The 12,897-nt window shown below is 65.9% G+C and carries 9 protein-coding genes; 4 read left to right on the top strand and 5 right to left on the bottom strand.

Going from position 1 to position 12,897, the window contains the following annotated elements; all coding sequences use genetic code 11:
* Positions 1–151 precede the first annotated feature (151 nt).
* Entirely contained in the window at positions 152–2,278 is a 2,127-nt protein-coding gene (locus tag IFT58_RS13480; protein ID WP_192095470.1) for a TonB-dependent receptor, read from the top strand.
* A 57-nt stretch (positions 2,279–2,335) separates the two neighbouring features.
* On the opposite strand, the gene IFT58_RS13485 is transcribed toward IFT58_RS13480, so the two are convergent.
* On the bottom strand, positions 2,336–2,683 hold the full coding sequence (locus IFT58_RS13485) for a hypothetical protein (RefSeq protein ID WP_192095472.1): 348 nt from the start codon (positions 2,681–2,683) through the stop codon (positions 2,336–2,338).
* Positions 2,684–2,833: 150 nt separating this feature from the next.
* Here IFT58_RS13485 and IFT58_RS13490 point away from each other — a divergent pair, with 150 nt between their 5' ends.
* The 3 genes from IFT58_RS13490 (at position 2,834) to ligD (ending at position 6,979) form a co-directional block, all read left to right on the top strand.
* The gene (locus IFT58_RS13490) at positions 2,834–3,238 is read left to right on the top strand and encodes a hypothetical protein (protein ID WP_188325562.1); all 405 of its coding nucleotides are present in this window, start codon (positions 2,834–2,836) and stop codon (positions 3,236–3,238) included.
* A 279-nt stretch (positions 3,239–3,517) separates the two neighbouring features.
* Positions 3,518–4,483, top strand: a complete 966-nt coding sequence (locus IFT58_RS13495; RefSeq protein ID WP_192095475.1) for a Ku protein — start codon at positions 3,518–3,520, stop codon at positions 4,481–4,483.
* Between the two features lie 3 nt (positions 4,484–4,486).
* The gene (ligD, locus tag IFT58_RS13500; protein WP_192095478.1) at positions 4,487–6,979 is read left to right on the top strand and encodes a DNA ligase D; all 2,493 of its coding nucleotides are present in this window, start codon (positions 4,487–4,489) and stop codon (positions 6,977–6,979) included.
* A 361-nt stretch (positions 6,980–7,340) separates the two neighbouring features.
* Here the strand turns inward: ligD and IFT58_RS13505 are convergent, their stop codons facing one another.
* The 4 genes from IFT58_RS13505 to IFT58_RS13520 form a co-directional block, all read right to left on the bottom strand.
* Positions 7,341–10,157, bottom strand: a complete 2,817-nt coding sequence (locus tag IFT58_RS13505) for a TonB-dependent receptor (RefSeq protein ID WP_192095480.1) — start codon at positions 10,155–10,157, stop codon at positions 7,341–7,343.
* Positions 10,158–10,272: 115 nt separating this feature from the next.
* Positions 10,273–10,665, bottom strand: a complete 393-nt coding sequence (locus IFT58_RS13510) for a hypothetical protein (protein WP_192095482.1) — start codon at positions 10,663–10,665, stop codon at positions 10,273–10,275.
* A gap of 315 nt (positions 10,666–10,980) precedes the next feature.
* Positions 10,981–11,619: a bifunctional 4-hydroxy-2-oxoglutarate aldolase/2-dehydro-3-deoxy-phosphogluconate aldolase gene (eda, locus tag IFT58_RS13515; protein WP_192081958.1), complete on the bottom strand. Its 639-nt coding sequence runs from the start codon at positions 11,617–11,619 to the stop codon at positions 10,981–10,983.
* Positions 11,606–12,625 carry a sugar kinase gene (locus IFT58_RS13520; protein WP_188325568.1) on the bottom strand — a complete coding sequence of 340 codons (1,020 nt, stop codon included), beginning with the start codon at positions 12,623–12,625 and terminating at the stop codon, positions 11,606–11,608. Before IFT58_RS13520 ends, eda begins: the two co-directional genes overlap by 14 nt.
* Between the last annotated feature and the right edge of the window lie 272 nt (positions 12,626–12,897).

Raw genomic sequence — 12,897 nt, forward strand, 5'->3', positions numbered from 1 at the left:
TGAGGGGGAGGAAGAAAGCACGCAGCAGCGTCGCGTCCGCACCGGACGCAACCACGCCATCGTAACAAAGGGGGCCGGGGGCGCGGCATTCATCCTCACGCCATGCACCGTAGGATGGGGCTTGATCTTCGCTATCCCCCCGATCCACATGATGAATCTGCTTCCGGCGCGTTGCCGCCTGTCCGCCGCCTGCAGCCTGCTGCTGCCCTCTCTCGCACTGGCCCAGACCCCGCAGGAAGCGCCGACGCGCAGCCTGCCGGCGGTGGAAGTGGAGGCCGCCCGGGTGACCGGCGTTGACGCATTCGCCTTGCCGTCCAGCTCCACCACCGTGTGGATCGACGATGACCGCAGTGGTCCGCAGGCCCAGCTGTCCGAAGCGTTGGGCGGTGTCCCCGGGGTGGTGGCGCGGGACCGGCAGAACCTGGCCCAGGATACCCAGCTGTCGATCCGGGGCTTCGGCGCCCGCTCGACGTTCGGCGTGCGCGGGGTGCGGGTGCTGGTCGATGGCGTACCGGCGACCATGCCCGACGGCCAGGGTCAGCTGTCGCATGCCAGCCTGCTGGGCGCCGAGCGCATCGAGGTGTTGCGTGGGCCGTTTTCCGCCCTGTATGGCAATTCGTCCGGCGGGGTGCTGCAGGTGCATACCGCGCGCGGCCGCGAGGGCGATCCCTGGCGGCTGCGCATGAACTACGGGGCCGACAATACCTTGAGTGTGGGCGCCCACCTGCGCGGCGTGCAGGGCCCGGTGGATTACAACATCGCAGCGAACCATTTCCGCACCGATGGCTGGCGCGACCATAGCCGCGCGCGCCGCGAATCGTTGAACGCGCGGCTGGGCATGGCCGTGGGCGAGGACCGCCTGGAGCTGCTGGTCAACCATCTGGACGCGCCCGACGCGCAGGATCCGCTCGGCCTGACCCGTGCGCAGGTGGCGGAGGATCCGCGCCAGGCGACCTCGGTGGCCCACCTGTACAACACGCGCAAATCCGTACGCCAGTCGCAGGCTGGACTGGTCTACAGCGGCGAACGCGATGACCACCGCTTCCGCCTGACCGGGTATGCCGGCCAGCGCGAGGTCACCCAGTTCCTGGCCATTCCGCCGGGCCCGCAGGCCAATCCGTTACATGCCGGCGGGGTCATCGACCTGGACGGTGACTTCGGCGGGCTGGACGCGCGCTGGGGCTGGAACGGTACGTTGGCCGGCCGCGCGCTGGACATCACCGCCGGTGCCAATGTCGATCGCCAGCGGCAGCACCGTACCGGCTACGAGAACTTCGTCGGCAATCAGCTGGGCGTGCGCGGTGCGCTGCGTCGCGACCAGCGCGATACCGTCACCAACGTCGACCAGTTCGTGCAGGCGTGGTGGCAATGGACCGAGCGCTGGTCCGTGCTGGCCGGCGCGCGTCACAGCAGTGTGCGGTTCCGATCGGACGACCATTACATCGTCGGCCGCAATCCGGACGACAGCGGCAGCCGGCGCTACCAGGCCACCACGCCGGTGGCGGGCGTGAGCTTCGAGGTGAACCCGCAGTGGCGCCTGCACGCTGCGATGGGTCGCGGCTTTGAAACGCCCACCTTCAACGAGCTGGGTTACCGCAACGACGGCCAGGCCGGGCTGGCCCTGGGCCTGTCTGCTGCCCGCAGCCGAAACGTTGAGATCGGCAGCAAATGGCACGCCCAGAACGGGCAGCAGCTGGAGGTCAGCGTGTTCCGCGCCGACACCGACGACGAACTGGCCGTTGCCAGCAACACCAATGGCCGCAGCACGTATCGCAACATCGGCAGCACCCGGCGGCAGGGCGCAGAGCTGTCGTGGCGTCAGCCCTTGGCACAGGACCTGGAACTGCAGGTGGCCTGGACGTGGCTGCAGGCGCAGGTGCGCAGCAGCTACCTGACCTGCGCCGGCAGTGGCTGCGCCGTGCCCGACACGCCGGTCGAGGCCGGCAGCCGCCTGCCCGGCGTGCCGCGACAGCAGGCCTTCGCCCGCCTGCAGTGGCAGCCCGCTGCATGGCAGTGGGCCGCCGAAGTCACCGGCAGCAGCGACACGGTGGTGAATGACCTGGCCACTGAACGCGCCCCCGGCTATGCCGTGGTGAACCTGGAGGCCGGCCGCCGTTGGACCTTGCCGGGCGGGGATCTGCGGGTATTCGCGCGTGTGGATAACCTGCTGGACCAGCGTTACATCGGCTCGGTCATCGTCAACGACGGCAATGGTCGCTTCTACGAACCCGGCCCGGATCGCCGTGGCAGCCTGGGCCTGCAGTGGTCGTGGCGCTGAGCCCGCCCTCCGAGGGTAGTGACGGCCGTGGGCCGTCAGCCCCGGAGCTGCTGTAGATCAATCCGGCGCCTTCGCCGGCACGAACGGTGATGTCGGGTCGCTGGCCGGGAAGGTTTCTTCCAGCGCTTGATCCTGATTGTCGCTGGCGTGCTGCTTGCGCTCGCGACGCTTGAGCGGGCTCTCCTGGCCGCCGCGATGACGGTCGCCGCAGTCTTTCCGGTCCTGCGCGGCCTGCTCGCATTCATGCTTTACGGGCAGGTGATCATCGGCCTCTGCGGCGGCGTCGATGAACGGCGCGCCGGTACCGCGGTCCTCCGCGTCCATGTTGTCGTGCTTGCCATGCTGTTCGCCGGGGATCGGGGGAGTGGCTTGGCGCAGGGGATCGCGCGATGTATCTCGGTTCATGGCTGCTCTCCTGATGGAGGAGCTACTACAGCGCTATGCAGGTAAAGCTACCGCGAACCTTGGCTGCTGGTTCCTCTACATGCCTCTCACAGGTGGGTAACGGCGACGCCGTTACATCTGGCCGCCCGACTGCACCGCAGGAGCCGCGCCATGCACCGCCTGGAACGTCCCGCACCCTCCGTGTTCAATGCCCGCCGCGATCCGCTTGGCGGCAGCCCGACCCAGCGCCGTGCGCGGCGGCAGCAGCGCGAAGACCCGCAGGCGGTAGCGCAGGATTACCTGCAGTACATGCTCAACGACTACGACGTGCGTCGCCGTCAGGCGCACCGCAGCTGGCGCGATCTGTGCCCCGCCTACGCGTTTGCATTGACGACCCACGCCGCCAACTGGCCGCGCGGCAGTGATGAACAGACCGAAGACGCGCTGGAAGCCCATTGGGAGCAGATGCGTGGCGAATCGCGCCTGCGCTGGCCAAAGGCCCGGGAGGTGGTGGAGGATGCCTGGCTGGCGCTGGACCACATGCCCGCCTCTGCCGTCCGCCCGTTGCTGCAGTAACCGGCACAGATTCCGCCGTGCATGGCTCGGCGCTACAACGTCCGGCACAGAATCCGCCGAGCATGGCTCGGCGCTACAACGCCGGGGCCCGCGGGCGACCCTCCGGTAGCGCCGAGCCACGCTCGGCGAGCGCAGCGGCAATGGCCCGCGAGAGAAACAGCCTGACGGCCAGCGGCCATCACTAACAGAGCGGTCGCAGCGGCCTCCCCTCCGCGGTGGACACAGCCGTTTCACGCGCGCACGCCGAAGCTGGCTTCCCCTGTCACCCTGGTGCGTCCCATGGCCCGCCCGATCTGGACCGGTACCCTCTCTTTCGGCCTGCTCAACGTGCCGGTGTCCCTGATGTCGGGCGAGCGCAAGATCGACCTGCACTTCCGCATGCTGGATTCGCGCGACAAGAAGCCGATCCGCTTCGAGCGTGTCAACGCAGATACCGGCGAAGAAGTGCCGTGGAAAGATATCGTCAAGGCCTTCGAGTACGACAAGGGCAGCTACGTGGTGCTTGAGGACGGCGATATAAAATCGGCTGCGCCGGAGAGCCATGAAACCGTCGAAGTGGAAAGCTTCGTCGACGCAAGCCAGATCGACCCGCGCTACTTCGAAAAGCCGTACCTGCTGGTGCCCGGCAAGAAAGCCGAGAAGGGCTACGTGCTGCTGCGCGAGACCCTGCGCAGCACCGGCAAGGTCGGCATCGCCAAGGTGGTGGTGCGCACCCGCGAATACCTGTGCGCGGTGATGCCCAACGAAGACGCACTGGTGTTGATGATCCTGCGTTATCCACAGGAGCTCGTGGATCCCGCTGATTTCAAGCTGCCCAGCGGCAAGCTGGCGGATTACCGGATCACCAGCAAGGAAACGGCGATGGCCGAACAGCTGATCGAATCCATGGCCGGTGAGTGGGACCCCACGCAGTACCACGATGAGTTCCGCGAGCGTCTGCAGGGCGTGCTTACCCGGCGCATCAAAGAAGACGGCGGTACCACCACCGTGGAAGACGAGCCGGCCCCGCGCGAGGATGCCAGCACCAACGTGGTGGACTTCATGTCGCTCCTGCAGAAGAGCCTGGATGCGAACAAACGCACGCCGGCGAAGAAGGCCACGGACAAGGTGGTAAAGAAGGCGCCAGCGAAGAAAGCCACGAAGGCGGCGGCCAAGACGGCAACGAAAAAAAGTGCGGCCAAGCCGGCCAAGAAAGCGGCGAAGAAATCCGCGAAGAAAGCGGCGCTGCAGCGCAAGGCGGGATGAGCCATGTCGCTGCACCAGTACCGTCGCAAGCGCCGGTTGGGCGCCAGCCAGGATGACACCCCCGAGCCCGACGACGCGCCGGCCAACGGCACGCGCGGAAAACGGCCGGTGTTCGTCGTGCAGTTGCACCATGCCAGCCACCGTCATTACGACTTCCGCCTTGAGATGGACGGCGTACTGAAAAGCTGGGCGGTACCGAAGGGCCCGTCCCTGCGGGTGGGCGAGAAGCGCTTGGCGGTGGAGGTGGAAGACCACCCGCTGTCTTATGCCAGCTTCGAGGGCGACATCCCCAAAGGACACTACGGCGCCGGCCATGTCGGTGTGTACGACCACGGCGTGTGGGGTTGTGAAGGCGATCCCGTGCAGGCGCTGGCAGACGGCAAGCTGGACTTCGTGCTGCATGGCGAACGGCTGACGGGTGCGTGGAAGCTGGTGCGCACGGCGCTGAAAGGACGGCAGCCGCAATGGTTGCTGATCAAGCGCGACGACGCGCATGCCCGCGATGCGGACGCCGACGATCTGCTGGAGGACGCGCCAGTGAAGAAAGGAAAGGCCACGAAAGCAAAATCCGCCAAGTCCACCAGACCTGCCACGTCGGCCAAGGAGAAATCCCCCGCTGTCGCGCGCAAGGCAGATACCCGCTGGCGTCGCCGCGCGCTGGAGCTGCCGGGCGCACGGGATACCCCGTATCCCCACGAATGGTCGCCGCAGCTGACCGATCACCGCGACAGCGCGCCGGACGGGGAGCGCTGGCTGCACGAAATCAAATGGGACGGCTATCGGCTGCTGGCCGACCTGCACGACGGACAGGTCACCCTGCGCTCGCGCAACGGACTGGACTGGACGGGCGACTTCCCGGAAGTCAGCACGGCCATCGCCGCTTTGCCGGTGCGCGATGCCCGCCTGGATGGTGAGCTGGTCGTGCTCGACGCGCAGGGACGCAGTGATTTCAGTGCGCTGCAGCGGGTGATCGACGGCAGCGCCAAACAACCCCTGCGCTATGTGGTGTTCGATCTGCCGGGCGTCGCTGGCGTTGATATCAGCCAGGCACCGCTGCGGGAGCGGAAAGCCGTGCTGAAGGACCTGATCGGCGACACACCCGGCACGCTGGCCTACAGCGATCACGTGATCGACCATGGGCCGGAGGTGTTCGCTGCCAGTGGCAAGGCCGGCTTCGAGGGCATCATCAGCAAGCAGGTGGACGCGGCCTACGTAACGACCCGTGCCCGCAGCTGGGTGAAGATCAAACACGAGAACACCGACGAGTTCCTGGTGGTGGGTTACACCGCGCCGAAGGGCTCGCGGCAAGGCTTCGGCTCGCTGCTGATGGCCACGCCGGACACGGGCGGCCTGCGCTACGTTGGACGCGTGGGAACCGGGTTCGATGACGAGAAGCTGCGCACGCTTACCCGGCGACTGCAGGCATTGGGCAGCGAAACGGCCTCCGTCGAACTGCCTGCCCACGTGCCGTTCCGTGCCTCCAGCGTGCACTGGGTGAAGCCTGAACTGGTCGCTGAAGTGGCGTTTCGTGGCTGGGCCAAGGAGGGGCTCCTGCGCCAGGCCAGCTTCAAGCGGCTGCGCACGGACAAGACCCTCGCCAGCCCCCAGGTGCCTGCGCCGAAGAAGAAAGCCGCTGAGCCGTCGCTGGCCATCAGCCATCCCGAACGCGTGGTGTATCCCGCGCTGAAGCTGACCAAGGGCGAGGTCGCGGCGTATTACCGTGCGATGGCACCGTGGATCCTGCCGGAGATCCGCAATCGCCCGCTGTCCCTGTTGCGCTGCCCGGATGGCGTCGGCAAGGCCTGCTTCTTCCAGAAGCATCATGGGCAAGGGTTGGGCAGCGCGGTACGCGCCGTGCCTCTGCAGCAGAAGAGCGGCCGCGAGGACTATGTCTACATCGATGATGTGGACGGGCTGATGCAACTGGTGCAGATGAACACCCTGGAGCTGCATCCGTGGGGTGCCACCGTGCAGGATCCGGAGCGCGCAGATCGTCTGGTGTTCGATCTGGATCCGGGGGAAGGGGTGAGCTGGCCCGCCATCAAGGCGGCCGCGCGGGACATCCGCGCGCGCCTGCAGGAAACGGGGCTGGAGAGCTTCGTACGGCTGTCCGGCGGCAAGGGACTGCATGTGGTGGTGCCGTTGCAGCCCGCCGCTGAGTGGGAAGACGCAAAGGCGTTCTGCGAGGCATTCGCACAGGCGCTTTCGCAGCATGCGCCGGACCGCTACGTGGCCACGATGAGCAAGGCCAAGCGGAATGGCGTGATCTTCATCGACTGGCTGCGCAACGCGCGCGGGGCGACCAGCGTGTGTTCGTGGTCACTGCGTGCACGCGAAAGCGCGGGCGTGGCGGTGCCATTGCGCTGGGAAGAGCTGGGCCGCGTGGCGGCCGCTGATGCGTTCCCGATGCACAAGGCCTTGGCGCGGGCCAAGCGCCTGAACGGTGATCCCTGGGAAGGGATCACCACGATGAAGCAGGGCCTGCCGACGTTGTAGCGCGGGCCCCGCTGCGGGCGCAAGGGACTCGTCTCCGATACGGGACCCTGTCACTGATGCGGAACTCGTCTCCGATACGGAACTCCGTCACTGATGCGGGACCTGTCACTGATACGGAACTCCGTCACTGATATGGGACCCCGTCACTGGCACGGACCTCCGGAACCCCGCCGTTGGTAGAGCCGACTTCAGTCGGCTGCTCTTGGCGTGGTAATCAGGAAAGCCGACTGAAGTCGGCTCTACCAGGCGCGGTACTCGGGAAAGCCGACTGAAGTCGGCTCTACCAGGCGTGGTACTCGGGAAAGCCGACTGAAGTCGGCTCTACCAAACGTGGTACGAGGGCCGCCGGTTACTGCACGCTTCAGAAATCGGCGCGAATGCCCAGACCGATGCGGCGGCCGGAGAACTCGTACTGCGTGGGGAAGGATTTATCGATGGTGTAGCCCGACGTTTCTTCGTCGAACACATTGATCGCATCCAGGCTCAGCTTCCAGGTGTCGTTCAAGCGGAAGCCGATCGAGGCATCGGTCTGCCCGTACGCATCGCGGTACACCGGATACATGTTGAGGTGGATGTACTCCACGTACTTGTCCTTGTAGTTGTAGGACACGCGCGCGTCGAAGCGATCATTCTCGTAGTACAGGGTGAAGTTGTAGGCTTTCTCGGCCAGCCCTTCCGGCGGGGTCGGGATGTCGATGTCGGATGCACCGGTCAGCGAGTTGTCCAGCTGGGTGTAGTTGGCATTGATGCCCCACCCTTCCAGCGCGGGATGCAGCATCGACAGCGGCAGCTGGGCGACCAGCTCCACGCCGGTGACCTTGTACGAACCCTCGGCATTGACCGGCTGGTAGACCTCGAAGTCGTAGTACCCATCCAACGATCCGTTGGCGTTGAGCTTTTCTACGTTCGGTACGATGCCGGTCAACGACTGCCGCACCACGCCGTCGATCTTCTTGGAGAAGTACGATGCCGACAGCAGTCCGCCGTTCTCCAGGTACTTCTCCAGGCCCACTTCCCACTGCTTGGCGGTCGTTGGCTTCAGGGCCGGATTGCCGTCCATGAAGCGGAAGCTGGACCAGCTGACGGTGCGGCGGTAGGCAATGTCGGTCAGCGACGGACGCATCAGCGTTTCCGACGCCGCCGCACGCAGCACCAATCCATCGGCAATCTCGGCGGTCATGTTGAAGCTGGGCAGCAGGTCGCTGTAGTCACCGCTGCTGGAAATCGGCGTGGGCGTGTAGCCGCTGCAGCCATCGGCATTCTGCACCGGGTGGAAACCGGCCGAATCCACCTTGGTGTCGATCGAACGCACGCCCAGGTTGGCGTACACCGGCACGCGGCCGATATCGAAGTAGAAATCGGTCATGGCATACAGCGCCAGGGTCTTTTCATCGACCTGGTAGAACTGGCCCGGATCCAGCGGGGTGGTGAAACCCGCATAGCGGAACGTGTTGCGTGCGTAGCTGTTGGACACCTGCTGCCAGTCCAGGTTGCTCGGCTTGTAGCCGCCGCCGGGGACGATGTCGCTGATCCAACCCGGATTGCTGTCAGCCAACGTGCGGGTGTTGACCCACGCTGCGCTACCGGCGGTGGGGCCCTGGATCTTGGTGTTGCCGAACTCGCGGTCCTTGGACTTGTCGGTGTAACGCGCACCGAACTTGACGCTGGTCAGCGCCGGGAAGAACGCCAGTTCCATCGACCGGCGGAAGTCCAGCTGCGCGGCGTACTTGTCGTCCTTCACGTGCTCGATTTCGGTCTCATAGGCTTCGAACAGGTACTTCCCGGGCGAGTTGTACATGTCGAACCCATTGGACGCCGCGCTGGCCAGCGTCTCACCGCCGTTGGCGGTCCAGCGCGTGCGCGACGGTGCGTAGGCCACGTGCTTGAGGTTGGCGTAGTCCGAGTTGCGGCGTGCGCCGGAATAGCCGACCAGGGCATCGATGTCCCAGCTGCCGACGGTCCAGTCGAGCTTGCTGCTGAACTGCCGGTAGTCGGTGTTGGCGAAGCGTTCCTTGCTCAGGATTTCATGCTGGGTGGCCGTGTAGGACACATCGCGCAGGACCACCACGCCGTACTGGGACAGGGTGTCGGCATCATACGAATGGATGGTGTCCAGCGTGCTGCGGCTGGACGCCGAATACGCAGCGGCGTCGTACTCATCTTCATGCGTATCGTAGCCGCCGAGCATCGCATCGAAGCTCACCGAGAATGCCTCGCTGGGCTTGAACTGCAGGGATGCGGTCGCGCCCCACTGGTCCTGCTCGTTGAGGTAGATGCGGTCGCCGACCTTGTCCTGGAAGATGATCCGGTTGGTCGCGTCCTTGTCCATGCGGTTGTTGATGACGATGCCGGCGTCGCGTGCCAGCACGGCAGCGGCTTGCGTGCCCCGCGTGCCGGACGCTTCGAGGAAGCGCCCCATCGGGCGGAAGTTGATGCCCGAGTTGGAGTCGGTGCGGTTGGTGCGCTTTGCCTTGGAGAACGACACCAGACCGCCCCAGTCGCCCCAGGTGTCGCTGGCCAGGAACGAGATCTTCGGATCGGTCTTGCCGTTGATCGAATTGTTCGCCGCTTCCGCCGATGCACTGAATTTCGGCTCGGCGTAGTCGAACGGCCTGGCGGTTTCGATGTACACCGAACCGGCGATGCCGCCTTCTTCGTCTGCCGCCGTCGGCGATTTCTGCACCGTGACGGTCTGCACCACATCCGATGCGAAGATATCGAACTGCACGTCGCGACCGCCGCTGCCCGAGGCCGTGGCGAGGTTGTTGATCGACACGTGGGTGAACTCGGAGGGCAGGCCGCGCACGCTGACCTTGCTGCCCAGGCCCTTGTTGCGTTCGATGGTCACGCCCGGCATGCGTTGCAGCGCCTCGGCGAGGTTCTGCTCCGGGAAGTCGGCCACGTCGGTGGCGACGATGGAGTCGGAGAAGCCGATGTTGCTACGCTTGAGGTCGACCGCGCGCTCCAGGCTGCGCGCGTAGCCGCCGGTCACGGTGACCGTATCCAGCTGCTGCAGGGCGGCGCTGGTATCGGCGCTGGTGGCTACCGCCACTGCTTCATCGGCCACTGCCTGCATCGGCAGGCTGGCGACGCTACTGATCAGCACGGCGCGCACGGCGCGGGACAAAAGCTTCGCATGGGGGACGCGCGTCGGCGTCTCCCGCAGGGTGTTGCGCATCGGATGATCCCCATTGCTCTGTGAGTGCGTGCCGCGCGCCTGTCCGCTGTGTAGCGTGCAGAAAACGTGCGCGACCGTGCCGGTAGCCGGCGGCCAAGAGACTAGAGGTGAATTGTTAAGGGGATGTTGCGGTGCGCCACTTTCTTGCGCCGACCCACAGACCGATGCCCAGCTGCAGCGGCAGCGAGATCACCAGCAGCAGTACGAACCAGCGCGGGAACTCGTTGCCCATGTCCCATGCTGCCCATAGCGAGGCGATCGCCAGCAGCAACCAGATGCCCATGCCGTGCGAACGCGGCCAACACGGTGCGTGGTAGCTGGCAAAGGCGACCGCGGCGATGCCGCCCAGCACGGTGAACGCGAGGTCCCAACCCAACTGCACCGCGCCGCCCGCATGCACGCCGATCAACGGCGGCAGCCAACTGGCCACCGTGGTGACCAGCACCAGCGCGAGCAGCGCACCGGCCAGCGCAAGCAGGGAAAACAGGAAGGTTTTGAACATCGCCATGCGGCCAGTGTATAGCCGACCGGTCGACATGACGGTTAGAGCTGACCGGTAAAGCCGACCGGTAGAGCCGACCGGTAGAGCCGACTTCAGTCGGCTGCAATTGATCCGCGCGGAGAGCAGCCGATGGGGGTAGAGCCGACTTCAGTCGGCTGTCCTGGAGTGCACCCAAGACCAGCCGACTGAAGTCGGCTCTACCCAGCCGGCTCTATCCAGTCGGCACAATCCAGTCGGCACAATCCAGTCGGCACAACCCAGTCGGCACAACCCAGCCGGCACAATCCAGTCGGCACAATCCAGCCGGCGCGACCCCGACCCTCAGCTCGCCAGCACGGACGCTTGCCGGGCCAGTTCTTCGATCGCTGCCCAATCACGGCTCTGCAGAAGGGCAGCGGTGGTCAGCCATGAGCCGCCCACGCACAGCACGTTTGGCAGGTGCAGGAACTGCGGCGCGGTCTGCACGCTGATGCCGCCCGTGGGGCAGAAACGCACATCGCCGAACGGACCGGCCCACGCCGACAGCAACGGCGCACCACCGGCCTGCACGGCCGGGAAGAACTTGAACGTATCCAGCCCCTGCTCCAATCCGTGCATCAGTTCGGACGATGTCGCTACGCCCGGCAGGAACGGCAGATCGGTATCGCGCGCAGCGGCATACAGCCGCTCCGTCGCACCGGGGGACACGGCGAAACGACCGCCCGCTTCCTTGACCGCCTGCATCTGCGCGGCCGTCAGCACGGTACCTGCGCCGATCACTGCGTCGGGCACGGCCTCGGCCATGGCCTTGATCGCTTCCATCGCACGCGGCGTGCGCAGGGTGACTTCCACCACCGGCAGGCCACCGCGGAACAAGGCCTGGGCGACCTGCACGGCATCGTCCACGTCATCAGGGGTGAACACCGGGATCACCGGTGCCAGTTTCAGTACCGCGCGAACGCGCGGATCAGCGCCGGACATCAAAACGCTCCTCGCCCACCAGGGCCAGCACGTCAGCTTCGCTGACGGGATTGAAATCACCGGGGATCGAGTGCTTCAGACCACCGGCGGCCAAACCGAAGCGCACAGTGGCGTCGGCATCGAAGCCGCGCATGATGCCATGCAGGATGCCGGCAGCGAACGCATCACCGCCGCCGATCCGGTCGACGATGCCCTGCAACTGACGTACCGGCGCCTGTGCGCGCGTGCCATCACGGCCGATCAGCAATGCACCCAGTGCATGGTGGTCCACGCTCAGCGCCTGGCGCTGCGTGCACGCCATCCACTGCAGGTGCGGGAACGCGGCAAACGCGGCGGTTGCGGCAGCGTCCACACGGGCGACCACGTCGTCCTGCGCGAACGGTTGGCCCAGCACCACTTCGATATCGCGGTAATCGGCGAACACGATGTCCGCCTGTGCGAACAGCTCACGCAGGATGGCTTTCGCATCGCCACCCCAGCGTTGCCACAGCTTCGGCCGGAAATTGCCGTCGAAGGACACCTTGACGCCCTGCGCGCGTGCGGCACGTGCGGCGGCCAGCGTCGCCTGTGCCACGTCGGCACCCAGGGCCGGGCTGACGCCGGAAAGATGCAGCCACTCCGCGCCCTGCAGCAGCTGGGACCAGTCGTAGTCCGCCGCGCTGCTCAGCGCGAACGCAGAGTCCGCGCGGTCATACACCACTTCGCTGGCCCGCTGCACCGCACCGGTGGTCAGGAAGTACAGACCCATGCGGGAATCGGCCTGCAGGCGCACGCCCCGCGTGTCCACGCCATGACGGCGCAGTTCGCCCAGTGCATGCGCGCCCAGCGGATTGTCCGCCACGACGCTGGCCATCGCCACGTCATGGCCAAAGTGCGCCAGCGAGACACCGACATTGGCTTCCGCCCCACCGACGTGCACCTCCAGGCGCGGCGACTGCAGCAGCAGCTCGTTGCCCGGTGCGCCCATCCTCAACAGCAGTTCCCCGAAACAGACCACTCGACTCATCAGATGTCCTCGTTGCCCGGACCGCAGCATCGCGTTGCAGCGCGCCGGAGGGAACCACGCACCCCGCGTGGCTCTTGGCTATCGGTGTCATTCTAGCCCCATAGGCTGTCGCGTCCACCCCGTCTCTCCATTCAAGCCATTGTCCCGCAAGCGTCTCAGGGACATTACGAATCTGTTGCGGTGCAAGATGCCCGATCCTGAAGGTGCTGTTAACGTCCGCCCTGACCAGCGGTGTCATCTTGCTGACACTGCGTTGTGAACCAGACCTTTGG

This window comes from Stenotrophomonas sp. CFBP 13718, from assembly GCF_014842145.1.
Taxonomy (GTDB): Bacteria; Pseudomonadota; Gammaproteobacteria; order Xanthomonadales; family Xanthomonadaceae; genus Stenotrophomonas.